18 protein-coding genes are annotated in these 15116 nt (G+C 65.9%); 7 read left to right on the top strand and 11 right to left on the bottom strand.

Annotated elements, in window-relative coordinates; genetic code table 11:
* Window positions 1-59: 59 nt before the first annotated feature.
* Window positions 60-635: a VanZ family protein gene (locus DW306_RS18300; protein ID WP_136057007.1), complete on the bottom strand. Its 576-nt coding sequence runs from the start codon at window positions 633-635 to the stop codon at window positions 60-62.
* Window positions 636-1026: 391 nt separating this feature from the next.
* Complete coding sequence (locus DW306_RS18295; protein ID WP_042538356.1) at window positions 1027-1380, bottom strand: MerR family transcriptional regulator; 354 nt, start codon at window positions 1378-1380, stop codon at window positions 1027-1029.
* Between the two features lie 192 nt (window positions 1381-1572).
* Here DW306_RS18295 and DW306_RS18290 point away from each other — a divergent pair, with 192 nt between their 5' ends.
* From DW306_RS18290 to DW306_RS18280, 3 genes are all read left to right on the top strand, one after another.
* The gene (locus DW306_RS18290) at window positions 1573-3090 is read left to right on the top strand and encodes a SulP family inorganic anion transporter (RefSeq protein WP_042538242.1); all 1518 of its coding nucleotides are present in this window, start codon (window positions 1573-1575) and stop codon (window positions 3088-3090) included.
* A 273-nt stretch (window positions 3091-3363) separates the two neighbouring features.
* Window positions 3364-3945, top strand: coding sequence for a hypothetical protein (locus DW306_RS18285; RefSeq protein WP_042538244.1), 582 nt, complete (start codon window positions 3364-3366; stop codon window positions 3943-3945).
* Between the two features lie 215 nt (window positions 3946-4160).
* On the top strand, window positions 4161-4706 hold the full coding sequence (locus DW306_RS18280; RefSeq protein WP_136057006.1) for a hypothetical protein: 546 nt from the start codon (window positions 4161-4163) through the stop codon (window positions 4704-4706).
* A gap of 276 nt (window positions 4707-4982) precedes the next feature.
* Here the strand turns inward: DW306_RS18280 and DW306_RS18275 are convergent, their stop codons facing one another.
* The 6 genes from DW306_RS18275 to DW306_RS21680 all read right to left on the bottom strand — a co-directional run bounded on the left by DW306_RS18275 (window position 4983) and on the right by DW306_RS21680 (window position 8835).
* Window positions 4983-5348 carry a rhodanese-like domain-containing protein gene (locus DW306_RS18275; protein WP_042538246.1) on the bottom strand — a complete coding sequence of 122 codons (366 nt, stop codon included), beginning with the start codon at window positions 5346-5348 and terminating at the stop codon, window positions 4983-4985.
* Window positions 5349-5380: 32 nt separating this feature from the next.
* The gene (locus DW306_RS18270; RefSeq protein WP_042538248.1) at window positions 5381-5899 is read right to left on the bottom strand and encodes a DUF4395 domain-containing protein; all 519 of its coding nucleotides are present in this window, start codon (window positions 5897-5899) and stop codon (window positions 5381-5383) included.
* 20 nt (window positions 5900-5919) lie between these two features.
* On the bottom strand, window positions 5920-6690 hold the full coding sequence (locus DW306_RS18265; RefSeq protein WP_136057005.1) for a sulfite exporter TauE/SafE family protein: 771 nt from the start codon (window positions 6688-6690) through the stop codon (window positions 5920-5922).
* Between the two features lie 17 nt (window positions 6691-6707).
* Complete coding sequence (locus DW306_RS18260) at window positions 6708-8117, bottom strand: MBL fold metallo-hydrolase (protein WP_136057004.1); 1410 nt, start codon at window positions 8115-8117, stop codon at window positions 6708-6710.
* A 160-nt stretch (window positions 8118-8277) separates the two neighbouring features.
* Window positions 8278-8643, bottom strand: a complete 366-nt coding sequence (locus tag DW306_RS18255) for a thioredoxin family protein (protein ID WP_042538256.1) — start codon at window positions 8641-8643, stop codon at window positions 8278-8280.
* A 6-nt stretch (window positions 8644-8649) separates the two neighbouring features.
* Window positions 8650-8835: a hypothetical protein gene (locus DW306_RS21680; RefSeq protein WP_074731942.1), complete on the bottom strand. Its 186-nt coding sequence runs from the start codon at window positions 8833-8835 to the stop codon at window positions 8650-8652.
* Window positions 8836-8937: 102 nt separating this feature from the next.
* On the opposite strand from DW306_RS21680, the gene DW306_RS18245 reads away from it, so the two are divergent.
* The 4 genes from DW306_RS18245 to DW306_RS18230 all read left to right on the top strand — a co-directional run bounded on the left by DW306_RS18245 (window position 8938) and on the right by DW306_RS18230 (window position 12211).
* Window positions 8938-9231, top strand: a complete 294-nt coding sequence (locus DW306_RS18245; RefSeq protein WP_042538258.1) for a metal-sensitive transcriptional regulator — start codon at window positions 8938-8940, stop codon at window positions 9229-9231.
* Between the two features lie 144 nt (window positions 9232-9375).
* Entirely contained in the window at window positions 9376-10287 is a 912-nt protein-coding gene (gene lgt / locus DW306_RS18240) for a prolipoprotein diacylglyceryl transferase (RefSeq protein WP_042538259.1), read from the top strand.
* 269 nt (window positions 10288-10556) lie between these two features.
* Window positions 10557-11237, top strand: coding sequence for a response regulator transcription factor (locus DW306_RS18235; protein ID WP_042538358.1), 681 nt, complete (start codon window positions 10557-10559; stop codon window positions 11235-11237).
* Entirely contained in the window at window positions 11234-12211 is a 978-nt protein-coding gene (locus tag DW306_RS18230) for a HAMP domain-containing sensor histidine kinase (RefSeq protein WP_071043059.1), read from the top strand. Before DW306_RS18235 ends, DW306_RS18230 begins: the two co-directional genes overlap by 4 nt.
* Here DW306_RS18230 and DW306_RS18225 read toward each other — a convergent pair.
* The 3 genes from DW306_RS18225 to DW306_RS18215 are packed head-to-tail and all read right to left on the bottom strand — an operon-like array spanning window position 12202 to window position 14956.
* Window positions 12202-13041, bottom strand: coding sequence for an FAD:protein FMN transferase (locus DW306_RS18225; RefSeq protein ID WP_052492863.1), 840 nt, complete (start codon window positions 13039-13041; stop codon window positions 12202-12204). The genes DW306_RS18230 and DW306_RS18225 overlap by 10 nt on opposite strands.
* Window positions 13041-13520 carry an FMN-binding protein gene (locus DW306_RS18220; RefSeq protein WP_042538263.1) on the bottom strand — a complete coding sequence of 160 codons (480 nt, stop codon included), beginning with the start codon at window positions 13518-13520 and terminating at the stop codon, window positions 13041-13043. Before DW306_RS18220 ends, DW306_RS18225 begins: the two co-directional genes overlap by 1 nt.
* A 14-nt stretch (window positions 13521-13534) precedes the next feature.
* Window positions 13535-14956, bottom strand: coding sequence for a ferric reductase-like transmembrane domain-containing protein (locus DW306_RS18215; protein WP_042538265.1), 1422 nt, complete (start codon window positions 14954-14956; stop codon window positions 13535-13537).
* Window positions 14957-15116: the final 160 nt, after the last annotated feature.

The following is a 15116-nucleotide window of genomic DNA, read 5'->3' as shown; positions in this document are numbered from 1 at the left end:
CCGCTGCCGCGTTGCCCGATCCGACCGGAGTCGACCCGCCCGCGAACCGGCCTCGGGACTCAGGCTGTCTGGCTGTCCGCTCGCTCACGCGTCGGCCACCGAAATCGCTGGACGAATCCGGCGATCGTCTTCGACCGCGTCAGAAGGACGAACAGGCCATAGCCGATCATCCCGCCCAGGATGTTCGTCAGCCAGTCGTTGATGTCCGCGAGGTGTCCGCTGAGGGCGAGCCGCGAGACGGCCATCTGTACCAGTTCGATGGCGAGGCTCGCCCCGGCGACGATCGCCAACACCTTCCACCAGCTCGCGCGCGCGGTGAGCAGCGGCACGAGCCCGCCGAGCGGAATGAACACCGCGACATTGATCAGAGCGTCCTCGAACCCGTAGTCGACGAACGGCACGAGGTAGAGCGGCAACGGCCGCGGCCCGTCATAGAACCCTGTCCCGACGCGGAGGAAGATCGGGAAGACCGTGTTGGCGAGCACTCCGGCCGCGTAGACCGCGAGGACCACGGCGACACTCGCGCGGGCAAGCGTGACCCGCCCGCGGGAGCGGAGGACCCAGATGAGCACGAGGAAGATCACGACTCCGAAGGGGATCACGATCGGGAGCATGGGGACTTCGACGAAGGTCATTCACTTCTTCCGGAGACTGCACGGTACGGTGCAGGGGCACCGCACCGATCGTATCGGGGTCGGGAACCGCGCCGATGCCCGCCTGTCCGATCTCACGAAAGTTGTCGGCTGGTGAGACAGAGCAGCCCCGGAAAGACGGGTGGCTGATGCGGCGCCGAAAGCGCCCGTTGTCTCACGAAACTTGTCGGTAATCGCGTCTCAACCCGTCCTGCCTAAAACGTCGAGCGGACGGTTTCGGCGCGGCAGGTTCCGGCAGGGGGTTTCGGTCGGCGCACGGCCGGCGTGTCGTGTGGTCGGCCGGCGGCCTGGGAGGGGGCTGCCGGAAACGATCGTTTTCGGCAGACCGATCGACTATGGGCCGAGGCCTCCAACGCGGTGCATCCGTCTCTCTTTAGAGCTGACCGAGCAGTTGCACGAACTCGTCGGCCATGGCGAGCTGCTCCGTGAGTTTCTGGCGACGCTGGTCGGCGCCGTCGCGGATGTCATCGATCCGGGCGCGCAACGCCACGTCGCTCGGGTCGACGGTGAGGGCGTCGACGACGTCGAGGAGTTCGCGCATCTCGTCGAGGGTGTATCCCAACGGTTTCATTCTGCGGATGATGAGGATGCGATCGACATCTTTCTCGGTGTAAAGCCGGAACCCGCCCTCCGTGCGCGCGGACGGCTGCACGAGCCCCACGTCGTCCCAGTGTCGAAGCGAGCGGAACGAGAGCGCCGTGCGCTCGGCCACTTCGCCGATCCGCATCGTCTCGACGGTCCTGTGTTCGTCTTCCACTGATTTCCCCACAACACTCACGTTACGTTAGAGTCTAGATCGGCGCGGCTCTCGCGCCCGCTCCCCTTATCTTTCCGTGTCGGCCTGACCGACGCCTGCGCACCGCTGCGCTCCCATTCGTTTCCCGCGCTCTCACGAGAGAGCCCAGCACCCGGAGGGCACATGACTGCCGTCACCCCCACCCGCGACTCCGCGTCGCGTTACCGCATCGAACCCACCGTCATGCAGGCGCTGCGCAGCCCGCGCCTTTTGACCCGTGAAGTCCTCGCGGGCCTCGTCGTCGCCCTTGCCCTGATCCCGGAGGCGATCGCGTTCTCGATCATCGCGGGCGTCGACCCCCGAGTCGGCCTGTTCTCGTCCTTCATCATGGCCGTCGCGATCGCGTTCCTCGGCGGACGCCCTGCCATGATCACCGCGGCCACCGGAGCAATCGCGCTCGTCATCGCGCCCGTCGCTCGTGAGTACGGCATGGACTACTTCATCGCCACGGTCCTGCTCGGTGGACTCATCCAGATCGTCCTCGCGTTGCTCGGGGTCGCCAAGCTGATGCGGTTCATCCCGCGCTCGGTGATGGTCGGGTTCGTGAACGCTCTGGCGATCTTGATCTTCACTTCGCAGTTTCCGCAGCTCATCGGCGTTCCCTGGCTGGTCTACCCGCTCGTCGCGGTCGGCCTGCTGGTGATGTATCTCATGCCGCGGATCACGAAGGTGATCCCGGCGCCACTCGTCGCGATCGTGCTGCTCACCGCGGCAGTCGTGGTCTTCGCGTGGAACGTGCCGAACGTGGGCGATCAGGGAGAACTTCCCGAGAGCTTGCCGGCGCTGTTCATTCCGAATGTGCCGCTCACCTTCGAGACGCTGCAGATCATCGCTCCCTACGCGCTGGCTATGGCCGTGGTCGGCCTGCTCGAGTCGCTCATGACCGCGAAGCTCGTTGACGACATCACCGACACCCACTCCCGCAAGACCCGCGAGGCACTTGGACAGGGCGCCGCGAACGTTCTCTCCGGCGCGTTCGGCGGCATGGGTGGCTGCGCGATGATCGGCCAGACCATGATCAACGTCAAAGCCTCCGGCGCACGCACCCGGATCTCGACCTTCCTCGCCGGCGTCTTCCTGCTGGTCCTCGTGCTCGCGCTCGGCGACGTGGTGGCGATCATTCCCATGGCAGCGCTCGTCGCCGTCATGATCCTCGTCTCGATTGCGACTTTCGACTGGCACAGCATCCGCCTGAGCACGCTCAAGCGCATGCCGAAGAGCGAGACCGCCGTCATGCTCATCACCGTCATCGCCACCGTCTGGACCCACAACCTCGCCGTTGGCGTCATCCTCGGAGTCGTGGCCGCGATGATCATGTTCGCCCGACGCGTCGCACACTTCGTCAGCGTCACCCGCACCCTCAGTGACGACGGCGACACAGCGCATTACGCCGTCGATGGAGAACTCTTCTTCGCCTCCAGCAACGACCTCACCACCCAGTTCGAGTACGGCGACGACCCCGACACGGTAGTCATCGACATGAGTCACTCCCACGTCTGGGACGCTTCCACCGTGGCCGCCCTCGACGCCATCGTCACCAAGTACGAAAACCACGGAAAGACCGTCACCATCCAAGGCCTGAACGACACCGCAGCAGCGTTCCACGGCCGCCTCACCGGAAACCTCGGCGCCGGGCACTGAGTCACGATTCACGCAAGAAGAAGGGGCGGCCTCGGGTCGCCCCTTCTTCGTCATCCACCGACGCCGCCGCTCCTCGACCCTCAAGCTCGGCATCGAGCGCGAGGCTCGGCCCTCCAGCGCGCCGAAACAGTCTGCCGAAACCGGCTTCCGGTGCACGTTTGCGGCACCCCTCGCAGAGCAGAATACGAAATCACGCCGTAAACGATCGTTTTCGGCACTCCACAACTACGGAGTATGCCCTTCGTCAGATGAGACCCACCGTAGGCTCAGAGGATGAGCACGGGTCAGGTGTTGCGCATCCCGTTCGAGTCGAAGGGGTTTGCAGGCGTCGTCACTGTAGACACGGTGACGAGCACGAACATTTCGCAGACTGGGCTGAACGCCCTTCTGAACGATGTGCCACACGAACGGCTCATCGGCTACCCGATCATGACGGCAACCGTTGAGCATGCCGGCTCCGGCTACAACGCTGTGTTCGCCTGGGTTCAGTTCGTGGAGATGACCCCCGCAGATGAATCGCCCTCGACAGCGTTCTTGGACAATATGCCGAGCCTGAACCAGCAGGGTCCTTTCAGTTCGCTTGGGTTTCTGCCGACGCTGTTTGACGCCCCCGCGAATCCCAACGCGCCAGACCTTCAATGGCGCGCCCATTCATATCTTGTCCGGTTCTCTGTTTACGAACCGCGAGTGATCACGCCGATTGCAGCGTTCCAATGGGGGTACGACCTATGCGCGGGAAAGCCCAGCGTCGTACATGCGACCCCTCTTCCCTGGCAAGACATGCTGCGCTGGACGAGCTCGCTGCCTGACTCGTTAGGCGGTTGGGACGTTAACGTAGCTCCCGACGCTGACTAGTGGCGAGCTCCTAGCGTCGCTGTCACCCGCACGCTCAGCCGAAAACCTCTGCCGCTTGGTGGTTACGCCGCGCGTTTTCGGCAGGCCTTCCGTTGCACACGCCAGGATCGCGCCGTAAACGATCGATTTCGGCTGCGATCGCGGCTATTCTCCGGGGGATCCCGTTGAACCACATCTCCGACATTTCTCGAGCTTCGGAGTGAGAGAGTGAGAGCGTGGAGATGAGGCGGAAGGGCAGAGCGGGCGCGATGTTCCTCTGCGCAATCGTGGCGACGACAACATTCACAGGATGCGCTGTCGAATACCATGGCTATCCCAGCGGAATAGATGGTGTGCTCTGGCGACAAGTCGCATCCTTCGAAGATCCTCTATCCCAGCGTCTCTACAGTCCCCCAGTTGATGGTCCGACGGCTTACCTCGACACCCTTCCTGGCGCACGGTGGGATGGCGACGCCCTCTCAGCGGCTGAGTTCGAGATCGAGCAGGGTGGCATCGTCCTCTACAACATCTCTTCGACGGATGCCTTCGCTCACGTCTCGGTGTTCATCGCCTCAGGACCACGACCGGCCATCCCGACCGATGATGGCTATGCCTACAACGGGCCAAGCGAGGTTTACACCTGCTACGACGTGAGGGCCGATTTTCGCTCGCAGCCAATGCCGTCAGCAGAACGAGACATCCTCACGAAGTGTCCAACACCCCTCGTGGAACTCTTAGCCGAGGATGCCGCATTTGCTAGTGGTGAGGTGTTCGACGGGTAGGCATCGACTTTTTCCGTCCGCCGGCGATCAACGGGAGCTGCCGAAAGCGCCTGCCGAAACGCGCTTCCGGCGAACGTTAGTGGCACCCTCGAAAGCGCACGACACCTGACCTCACCGTAAACGATCGTTTTCGGTGGGCTAAGGCGAGCAGGTTTGAACAGTCGGGGCGGGCATCTGGCGACCCCGCCCCGACTGTGCATCGCGAGGCAGTGCTCGAGCGATGCGGTGGCGTGCTGTGCACGCAGGTACGTGCTCGTGGGGGCGAGCACGTACGTCTCAGGGCTGCACGACGGGGAGGCCTGTCGTGGCGGCGGCGTCTTCCAGGGAGCCGAGGTTGAGGAGGTCGGTGAAGCCGGCCTGCTTCATCAGGTCGATGGCGACTCCTGCCCGGTTACCTGAACGGCAGTAGACGAGGTAGGTGGCTTCGGGGTCAAGGTCCGGCAGCGCAGCTTGGAGGTCGCCGCCCGTGACGTCGAGCAGGAGGGCGCCGTCGAGGTGGCCGGTGGCGCGCTCGGCGGGGGTGCGCACGTCGATGATGACCGCGTCGGGGCCGAGGTCAGCCTGTGGTGTGGGTGTGCTGGCGCAGGAGGTGAGCGTGAGTGCGGTGATGACGGCGAGGGTGGTGAGGGTTAGGCGGCCCATGTGCGTCCTTTCGTTGTGAGGGAGCGAGAGTGTCAGCGGTCGCAGGCGCCGTTGGCGCAGTGGCGGGTGGGCTGCCTACTGAAGCGTTGGTGCAGGGCACATCCCGCGCACCACCCGAGGGTGGCTTCTAGGAGCAGGACTGTGAAGCAGACTCCGCAGAGCCCGAGAGTCACGGGTAGCGGGACCATTCCAGCGCTCATCGTCACGCACGAGATAGCAGCGAGACCGAGGGCGAGCCACCAGGCGAAGACCTTCTGCGGCGCGCCCACCCAGTGCCGACGGCGGCGGCGTGTCAGAGCACGGCCGAGGGCGAGAGTGAGGGACAGCCGGTCGCTGATGAGTACGCGCGTCGTCATGTCGAGGAGGAAGAACATGCCGAACATCTGCAGCGGCCTGATGCTGTCGGAGGCGAGCGTGATGGTAAGGGCGGTGATGCCTATGGCGAGGAGGATGCCGGCGGCGATGCGGACGGCGTGCTCGTCGAGGACGGGCACCTCGTATCCGTCGACGTGTTCCCCGGTGCGGGGCGCGGTGTCGGTCGCGTGAGGCATGGGCTTCTTTCTGGTGGTGGTCAGGCGGAGAGCGTCTGAATGATGAGGGTGGCGAGCATGGTCAGCCCCACGGCCAGCACCAGAACCCCGAACCCGGTCCGGATGCCGGCAGCCGGGAGGCGATGCGACAGTGCCAGACCGATGAAGGATCCAGCGACGGCGAGCGCGGTGAAGGTGAGGACGATGGGCCAGTGGATGGCCACGGTCGTGATCTGGGTGAGGAAGCCGGCGGACGAGTTCACGGCGACGACTAGCAGCGATGTCCCCACTGCAGCGGCGATGGGCTGGCCGAGGAAGGTGAGGGCGGGGACGATGAGGAACCCGCCGCCTGCTCCCAGTGCCCCTGTGAGGACTCCCACGCCGAGTCCCGTAGCTGTCGTTCGGATTCCACGGACGACCGGCCGCGTCGGAGGGCGCGCCGCGCGTCCTCGTCGCGGCCGCATCATGGCGATCGCTGTGACGATCATGATCGCCGCGAACAGAACGGTGAGCACGGTTTCTGGTAGCAGCTGACCAACCATCCCGCCACCGATTCCCCCGATCAAGCCGGTCGCCGCGAAGACGCCGGCGACTTTCCAGCGCACCTCGCGTCGGCGCACACGGAAGGCGGCGGAGACGGCGCTGGTGATAGCGACGACGAAGAGAGAGGAGACGATCGTCTCCCTCGTTCCGATGCCCAGGACGAGGGAGAAGATGGGGAAAGTGAGGATGGAGCCCCCGCCGCCGAGGAGCCCGAGTGCGACACCGACAAGGGCCGCGAGAGTCATCGCGAGGATGATGGAGGTGTCCACTCGAGCTCCTCGGCCGCTCAGGCGGCCGTCGGCCGAGACGGCGTCGCGGCGAGCCAGGCGTTGTAGCTGCCTTCGATCTCGATGACGTCGAGGCCGGCCCGGCGCAGGGCGCTGGCGGCGACGCTGTTGCGGACGCCGCTCTGGCAGTAGGTGAGGATCTTGCCGGCGGGCAGTTCGTCGGTGTGCCAGAGGGCCCGACCACCGGAGAGCTGCGCGGCGCCGGGGATGTGCCCGGCGTTGTACTCGGTACGGTTTCGCACGTCGAGGAGGAGCGCCGCGTCGACCTGGTCCAGGTCGGTGGGGGCGATCGTCTTGGGCTGCACCGTGGGGAGGCCATCGAGTGTGGTGATGAACCCGTCGACCTGATCGATGCCGACCCGCAGCAGATGATCCCGGAACCGGGCCGCGGCGTCCCCCGAGTCGATGATGAGGACGAGCGGCCGCGTCTCGGTGTCGGGGTCGTAGACCCAGGCGCCGTAGCTGGCTGCTTTCGCGACTCCGGGCACGTTCAGCGCGCCCTGAACAGTGCCCTCGTGCACGAGGGAGTGGTGGCGGGTGTCGACCATGATGACCCGGTCGGCGTCGATGTCGGCGTCAAGATCGAAGACGCTGCGCTCGAGGAGCGGAGGAAGTTCGCCCAGCACGGCCGGTCCGACGCGGTTCTGCCGCTTCATTCGTGCGAAGTAGGCGTGTGCGTCGGGCTGATCGTTCAACAGCGTGTCGACGAATCCCTGCTCATCGCCGGCCTCGAGGTAGGGAGCCCACCAGGCGAAACGCCGCTCGTATCCGACTGTCGAGCTTGGGACGGCGCCGAGCGCCTTGCCGCAGGCGGACCCCGACCCGTGCGCGGGGAGCACCTGCACGTAGTCGGGCAGGGTGAGGAAGTGGTCGCGGAGGCTCGCGAATAGATCCCGTGCGCCGTCGAAGCGGGTGTCGATGCCGCCTGCGGCCTCGTCCAGCAGGTCCGGGCGTCCGACGTCCCCGACGAACACGAAGTCACCGGTGAGGACATAGCCCGGCTCGGAGGTCGTGGCGCCGTCGATGACGAGGAAGGACAGGTGCTCGGGGGTGTGCCCGGGAGTGTGGACCGCCTCGACCGTGATGTTGCCGACCGTGATGCGGTGACCGTGCATTATCCGGGTGGCGTCTTGGAACCCGACACCGTACTGCCAGTCCGGGCCGCCCTCGCCGGAGACATACATCGTCGCCCCGGTACGGGCTGCGAGCTCGCGGGTGCCGGAGAGGTAGTCGGCGTGGATGTGGGTCTCGGTGACCGCGGTGATGGTCATGCTGTTCTTCGCGGCGAGGTCGAGGTAGACCTGGATGTCGCGGCGCGGGTCGACGACGATCGCTTCACCGGTGCGCTGGCAGCCGATGATGTAGCTGGCGTGGGCGAGGTCGTCGTCGTAGAGGCGTTCGAGGAGCATAAGGGTCTCCGTCGCTTTCTTCTGGGTCAGTGCGTGCAAGTGCAGCGCTGGGATACGGGGACGCCCGCGAGGGCTTGTTCGATGTGCTGGCCGCAGCCGTCCCAGGTGGGCTTGCCGCAGGAGGAGCAGGTGATTCGTGCGCACATGGTGCCAGGTCCTTTCAGGGGGTAGCGGTGTTGGCGAGCTGGCGGCGGACGTCGTCCATGTCCAGTTCGCGGGCCTTCTCGATGAGCAGCTCGAGCTGCGGTTCGGCAAGAGCTCCCGGCTGCCGGTAGACCAGGACGCCGTCGCGGACGACCATCAGGGTCGGAATCGAGGTGATGCGGTGGGCGGAGGCCAGAGCGGTCTCGGCCTCGGTGTCGACCTTCCCGAAGAGGATGTCGGGGTGCCTGTCGGATGCTGCATCGAATACCGGGGCGAAGGCCCGGCAGGGTCCACACCACTCAGCCCAGAAGTCGATCAGCGCGATGCCCTCGGCGTGGGTGAGCTGTTCGAAGTTCCCGGTGGTCAGTTCAACAGTTGCCATCGCCGATCACCGTCCGAACAGGCGGGCGAAGAAGCCACCCCGCTGAGACTGGGCGGCCTGGACTTCGGCACGGGTATGGCTGCCATTGCACCAGTCGGATGCGGGCACGGATTTCCGCACGGATGCGACGTGCTGACCGCACCCGGTCCAGGTCGTCTTTCCACAGGTGTGGCACTTCGTTGCTCTGCACATACGCTGATCTCCTTGCTCGGCGATACCCCGGGGAGTATCAGTTCATGTGAATACGATACCCCAGGGGGTATAGTGGTTGTCAACTCGACGGAAGGACCACCCATGACCGACACCCTCGTCACCGGCGACCCGCTCGTCCACGACCCCGAAGCCAAGCGCAAAGTCGTCAACCGCCTCAAGCGAGCTCAGGGCCAGCTGGCGGCGGTCATTACGGCCGTCGAGGACGACGCGCACTGCCGCGACGTCGTGCAGCAGCTCTCCGCCGTCTCGAAGGCCCTCGACCGGGCCGGATTCCTCGTGATCTCGACCGCGCTGCGGGAATGCCTCACCGATCCGGACGCCGACGACGTCACCTCCCCCGCCGAGTTGGAGAAGCTCTTCCTCTCCCTGGCCTGAACCGGTCAGGCCCGCTCCTCGGGGCCCTCGCCTGGTGACCTGGGAGGAGTTCGACGATTCCCGTGTCGAACACCGTTAGTCTTCCCAGGGCGCTGTTCGCATGGGACCGGCGCTGAACAATGATGTGTTGAAGCATTCACAGTGATGCCAGATGAGGAGCGGTGCTTCGTGCTTTTGACGAGTCTTCCCAGCCCCCCACCGTCGTGGGCACAGTTCACCCTCGGGCCGCTCACAATCCACACCTACGCGCTGTGCATCATCGCCGGGATCATCGCCGCCGTGATCATCACCCAACGACGCCTGTCGGCACGAGGCGCGGAGGACGGCGTGGTTGTCGACATCGTCATCTGGGCTGTCCCGATCGGCATCATCGGAGCCCGGTTCTATCACGTGTTCACCCACGTCGGGGACTACTTCTATCCGGGCGCGAACCTCGGGAACATCTTCGCCATCTGGGACGGCGGCAACGCCCTCTACGGGTCCCTCCTGGGCGGCGCTGTCGGTGCGTACATCGGCTGCCGACGAACCGGTATCCGGCTGTGGTCCTTCGCCGACGCTCTCGCGCCCGCGATGCTCATCGCGCAGTCCATGGGTCGGATCGGCAACTACTTCAACCACGAACTCTTCGGGCTGCCCACCACGCTGCCGTGGGGGCTCGAGATCCTGCCGACGGACACCATGTTCCCGGACGGCCTCCCGGCCGGAACGCTGTTCCACCCGCTGTTCCTGTACGAGATCATCTGGAACCTGATCGGCGTGGCGATCATCCTCCTCCTCGAGCGCAGATACCGGTTCCGGTGGGGACGAACCTTCGCCCTCTATATGATCTGGTACGGCCTCGGACGCAGCTGGCTCGAGGCCATCAGGATCGACCCCACCAGCGACGCCCTGTTCGGCATCCCCGCGAACGTCTGGGCATCCGTCGTCGTCGTCGCCCTCGGCATCGCGCTATTCGTCGTCCAGGGGCGACGACACCCCGAACCCGAACCCTCCGTGTACCAAGAAGGACGCGCGCCAGCGGTGGAACATCAGCCCAGCAGCGCAGACGAGAGCTGAACGCCACCCACACCTCCAGCTGTCAGCTAGTTCTGTCTAAGCGATCACGGACACAACGCCTCTTGACGTGGTGCGCCGAAAATCCCTGCCGAGAGGGGTTTCCGAAGATCGTTTGTGGCGCCTCATAAGGAGCCACCGGGCCAGTGACGCCAAAACGATCGTTTCTGGTGTGACGGACGACGGCATGCGGAAGATCATCCGGGTTACCCGACCCGGTTTGCGCCGGGCGTACGCTGATGGTCTCGATCGCGGAAGACGGGACGACGACCATGGGCGACTCGGCACAGGGGCCACGCGGTTCGCTGCTCTATGTTGAAGATGATGCGGAGATCGCTGCGCTGACCGTCGAAGTGCTGGAAGAGGTGTACGACGTCGAGCATGCCGCGGACGGCGAGACCGCGCTCCGGCTCGCGCTGAGCAGGCGATACGACGCCATGGTGGTCGATCGACGCCTCCCCGGCATGGACGGCGTCGATTTCATCTGTGCCGTGCGTACCGCGCACATCACGACGCCGGTCCTGATGCTGACCGCGCTCGGCACCGTGGACGATCGTGTCACCGGTCTCGACGGCGGAGCGAACGACTACCTGGTGAAGCCGTTCGATTACGACGAGCTGCTGGCGCGCCTTCGGGCGCTGCGACGCGCGTTCAGGGCTGATGGGGTACGTCGACGCCTCGGCGAGTGGGTGTTCACGCCGGACGCCCAGGCCGCGTACGATCCATCTGGAATCCGAGTGGCGCTGACGGCGACGGAGAGCGCGCTCCTGGAGCTGTTGAGCACCAGCCCCGAGCACGTGTTCAGTCGGGACGAGATCCTCCGCGCCGTGTTCCATGAAGGAGATACGACGAGTTCGGTGGACACGTACGTGCACTATGTGCGGCGCAAGACGTCCCCCGACATGATCGAGACCGTCCGCGCACGCGGCTACCGCGCGGGAACACCGTCATGAGCGACGCCGATAATCGACGCGTGCGTCGCGCAGCGCTATCCATCGGACTCTGGGTCGGAGTCTCGTCGGGTGTGATCGTCGCGATCGGCATCGGCGTGCTGATCGCGGTGGTGCTCTCAACGTCGCGCCGCGAAGGCGAGGAGCACGGCGGCGGCTGGTTCGGCGGTCCCGCCGGAACGCGGGACGACTTCATCGTCGACATCGACGTGATCGTTCCGGCCGTGATCATCCTCGGAGTGATCGGCGTGGTGCTGCTCGGGGTTGTCGCCGCGGTCGCCGCTCGACGATCGGTCCGCCCGCTCGGGGAGGCGCTGCGTCGGCAGCGAAACTTCGTGGCCGACGCGAGCCACGAACTGCGTACGCCGCTGACGGCGCTGACGAGCCGTATCCAGGTGTTGCAACGCCGTCATGACCGAGGCGAGGACCTCGGAGCGGGTCTCACCAACCTCCGGCGCGATGCGGACATGATGGCCGACGTGCTCAACGACCTGCTCATCGCCGCGGAAGGAGAATCGTTCGCCGACGGGAACGCGGACGTCGCGACAGCGGCGGCGACAGCGGTCGCAGCGATGACGACGAGCGAGAAGCGCTCCGAGGTCTCGCTCGCGATCACCGTGGATCAGGAGGTGAAGGCGCAGCTGCCGGAAGTCACGCTCGTCCGCATCCTGGTCGCGCTGCTCGACAACGCCGTGCAGCACTCCCCGGCGCGAGGTACCGTCTCGATCCGCATCGCGCGGGACGCCCGCAACGTGACGGTGCGCGTCATCGACGAGGGCTCCGGGATCGAAGGCATCTCGCCCGAGCAGGTCTTCGAGCGCTTCGCGCGTCCGCGCGAGAGTGGGCGCCCTCGCAGCTTCGGTCTCGGACTCTCACTCGTGCGAGATGTCGCTCGCCGTGCCGGAGGGTCCATCGAGGTCGAACGGTCGACAGCATCCGGCACGACTTTCCTGCTCACACTGCCGGCTCATCCCTGAACGAGTGCGTCTCCTCCGATCGGATGCGAACCGACCGTCGTCGTCTGCACGTCCACCATCGTCGTGCCGAGCCAGCGGGTCACGCGACGATCAGCATCGACGACGATGCCGGTGCGCGACCCCGCAGCCGCGATCCACGAGCGGTTCGCCGGGCCGGCCACCACGGCAGCGGTCGCCCAGACGTCCGCTTGCGTGAGACCGTCGGTCACGATCGTGGCCGACGCGGTGCCTGTCGCGGGCCTACCGGTGCGCGGATCGAGGATATGATGCCCGCGCTCCGCCGTCCCTGAGGTCGCCACCGCACCGTTCACCACGTCGACCACCGCGATCAACTGACCGCGGTCGTGCGGGTCGGCGATTCCCACCGGCCATCGCCAGTCGGCTCCCTCGGCTGTGAACAGCTGCAGGTCTCCTCCGGCGTTGATGCCGACCGCGGTCGCGGCAGCCAGCAGCGGCTCGAGGTGCCGACGGCCCGCAGCTTCCACCGCCCAGCCCTTGACGTATCCCGTCGGGTCGAACCTTCCCCGCCACCGGGCGGAGACCAGGCCGCCAGTCTCCTCTTCGGCGCGTTCGCAGGCATCCGCGACCAGCGCCACCCTGCTGTCAGCGTCGGCGATGGAGAGTTCACCGCGACGGATGCGGCTGATGTCGGAATCAGTGCGATATGTCGAGAAGACCCGGTCGATGTCACGCAGTTCGTCGAAGCATGCTCGCACTGCCCGGTCGGCGCCCTCGTCGGTCATTTCCCCCGGAGCAATCAGATGGATGCTCATCGGAATGCCCATGATCTCCTCGACCCAGACCCGCGTCACCTCATTCGCGGTACGCATCAGCTCTGCGCCTGGTCGATCGCGCTCTGCAGCGACGAGAGGTAGCCACCGCTCGTGTATGTGGCACCGGACACCATCTGGATCTTCGAGCTCTGCGCCTGGATCGTCTCCGAGACGAGCCTCGGGATCGCGGTGCCGTTGATCTGCCGGTCCCGACCGTTGCTGTTCGGGTAATCGACCGCCTGTGCGTCCGTGATCTGTCCACCGGAGACGGTTATCTGCACCTGCACCGGCCCGTAGCGGGTCTGCGATGATGCGCCGGTGTAGGTTCCGTCGGCGAGGCCGGTGCCAGACATGGTTCCCGAGTTCGTCGATGTGGTTCCCGAGCCGCTCGCGCCGGTCTCGGCGGTCGTCAATGAACTGCCCGCTGTCGCCGCACTGGCGTCGGTCGGGGTGACCGCCTCCAGAGACGTTCGGTAGCTGAACAGCAGCACGAGTCCGCTGACGGTCGCGAGCAGCGTGTAGAGGATCTTCTTCATGGCCGTCTCCCTGCTCAGATCGTGAACGATTCGGAATGGATGCGATGGGCGGGGAACCCGGCGCCAACCAGGTCGCGCCTGAGGTCTTTCATCCAGGCCTCACCGCCACAGATGAACACGTCGTGGTCCTTCGGCTCCGGCACGAGATGGCGGAGGAGATCTGCGCCCGACCACGCCTCGTGCGTGGCAGGGATCCAGCTCGACGCGCCGGAAGATCGCGGGCCGATGAACGGCAGGTAGCTCAGGCCACGGGTACTGATGAGGTGAGCGATGGCCTCCTGCCGAAGAGCGTCCTCGGCCGCGGACTCCCGGGTGATAAGCATCGCTTCTCCCGGTCCGTAGCCTTCCGTCTCGAGCAGCGAGACGAGCGGTGCGACCCCGGCGCCTGCGCCGATCATAAGCAGCTTCGTCCCGGTCCTGCGCTCACCGGTCATCTCCCCGTATGGTCCTTCCACGATGACCCTGGTGCCAGGGAGCAGCGCGGTGAGGCGTCGCGTGCCGTCGCCCAGCACACGGGCAGTCAACGTCAGCTCGCTTCCCGGCGCAGCGGAGAGCGAGAACGGGTGCGCGCGAGTCCAGCCCGGTCCATCGAGGAACCGCCAGACGAAGAACTGACCAGCCCTGGCACCGAGCGTCGCGAGGTCGCGACCGGTGACCCGGATGGTGACGCCCCGAGCACCGTCCGCCTCGACCCCCGCCACCCGCAGGGCCCGACGAGTGGACCGCAGCAGCGGCATCCCGATGCGGAAGAGCAGTACCGATCCTGCGGAGAGCGCCCAGATCGACCACCAGTAGACGGTCGCGATCGGTGAGGACAGGAAGTCGGCGCCCGTCCACAGCTGGTGCGGCAGCGCGAGCCCGACGCCCAGGTACGCGTACAGGTGCAGGAGGTGCCAGGACTCGTACCGCAGGTGCCGACGAGCACGCCGGATCGAGGTGACGACCACGAGCAGGATCAGCAGAGTGCCGGCAGTCGCCAGGAGCATGCCGGGGTATTCCCAGATGAAGCTCCACAGCTGGACGAGCGGGTTGATACCGGCAGCCATCGCGTAGCCCACCGCGAGCAGTGCGATGTGCGCGCCCATCAACCAGAACGACCAGAATCCGACGAAGCGATGCAGCCGCGTGATCCCGTCGCGACCGAATCCGCGCTCGAACAGCGGGACGCGCGCCATCAGCAGCACCTGATAGAGCAGCAGATTCGCCGCGACCAACCCGGTGAGGCGTCCGAGCGTCGTGACGGTCTCGGCGTTGACTCCCAGGACTGCGGTCACTCCACCACAGGCGATCCACAAAGCGACGACGAACAGGCTGGTCGCCCAGATCACCGTGATCGCCGCTGCACGCCAGACCCGCGCGCGGCCATGGGCTGCCCGCCGTGGCTCAGGGGAAGCGGCGGGGACGGAAGCACGCGGTCTCGTCGTCAGAGTGGTCATAGGGGAATCGTGCTGCGCCGACTCTGAGACAGGTCTAAGGAACGGCTCCCGATAGGCAACTCATATCTGTCTCTCAGGCAACGCCACTCGTCCCGAGCAGCGTACCGATCGCGAACGTGACCACCAGCGCGATCGCCCCACCGAGCACCACCCTGATCGT

The sequence above is a fragment of the Microbacterium sp. K24 genome, assembly GCF_004794465.1.
Taxonomy (GTDB): Bacteria; Actinomycetota; Actinomycetes; order Actinomycetales; family Microbacteriaceae; genus Microbacterium.
Note: the sequence above shows the minus strand (reverse complement) of the source record. Positions and strands in the feature narration are given on the sequence as shown.

What these genes read in the sequence shown, in the direction of transcription:
- DW306_RS18295 (WP_042538356.1), bottom strand. Translation starts at nt 1,380, where the DNA reads ATGCGGATCGGCGAAGTGGCCGAGCGCACGGCGCTCTCGTTCCGCTCG.
- DW306_RS18270 (WP_042538248.1), bottom strand. Translation starts at nt 5,899, where the DNA reads ATGCCTCACGCGACCGACACCGCGCCCCGCACCGGGGAACACGTCGAC.
- DW306_RS18220 (WP_042538263.1), bottom strand. Translation starts at nt 13,520, where the DNA reads ATGAAGAAGATCCTCTACACGCTGCTCGCGACCGTCAGCGGACTCGTG.
- DW306_RS18290 (WP_042538242.1), top strand. Translation starts at nt 1,573, where the DNA reads ATGACTGCCGTCACCCCCACCCGCGACTCCGCGTCGCGTTACCGCATC.
- DW306_RS18260 (WP_136057004.1), bottom strand. Translation starts at nt 8,117, where the DNA reads ATGCTCCTCGAACGCCTCTACGACGACGACCTCGCCCACGCCAGCTAC.
- DW306_RS18230 (WP_071043059.1), top strand. Translation starts at nt 11,234, where the DNA reads ATGAGCGACGCCGATAATCGACGCGTGCGTCGCGCAGCGCTATCCATC.
- DW306_RS18235 (WP_042538358.1), top strand. Translation starts at nt 10,557, where the DNA reads ATGGGCGACTCGGCACAGGGGCCACGCGGTTCGCTGCTCTATGTTGAA.
- DW306_RS18255 (WP_042538256.1), bottom strand. Translation starts at nt 8,643, where the DNA reads ATGGCAACTGTTGAACTGACCACCGGGAACTTCGAACAGCTCACCCAC.
- DW306_RS18215 (WP_042538265.1), bottom strand. Translation starts at nt 14,956, where the DNA reads ATGACCACTCTGACGACGAGACCGCGTGCTTCCGTCCCCGCCGCTTCC.
- DW306_RS18300 (WP_136057007.1), bottom strand. Translation starts at nt 635, where the DNA reads ATGACCTTCGTCGAAGTCCCCATGCTCCCGATCGTGATCCCCTTCGGA.
- lgt (WP_042538259.1), top strand. Translation starts at nt 9,376, where the DNA reads ATGCCAGATGAGGAGCGGTGCTTCGTGCTTTTGACGAGTCTTCCCAGC.
- DW306_RS18225 (WP_052492863.1), bottom strand. Translation starts at nt 13,041, where the DNA reads ATGCGTACCGCGAATGAGGTGACGCGGGTCTGGGTCGAGGAGATCATG.
- DW306_RS18285 (WP_042538244.1), top strand. Translation starts at nt 3,364, where the DNA reads ATGAGCACGGGTCAGGTGTTGCGCATCCCGTTCGAGTCGAAGGGGTTT.
- DW306_RS21680 (WP_074731942.1), bottom strand. Translation starts at nt 8,835, where the DNA reads ATGTGCAGAGCAACGAAGTGCCACACCTGTGGAAAGACGACCTGGACC.
- DW306_RS18245 (WP_042538258.1), top strand. Translation starts at nt 8,938, where the DNA reads ATGACCGACACCCTCGTCACCGGCGACCCGCTCGTCCACGACCCCGAA.
- DW306_RS18275 (WP_042538246.1), bottom strand. Translation starts at nt 5,348, where the DNA reads ATGGGCCGCCTAACCCTCACCACCCTCGCCGTCATCACCGCACTCACG.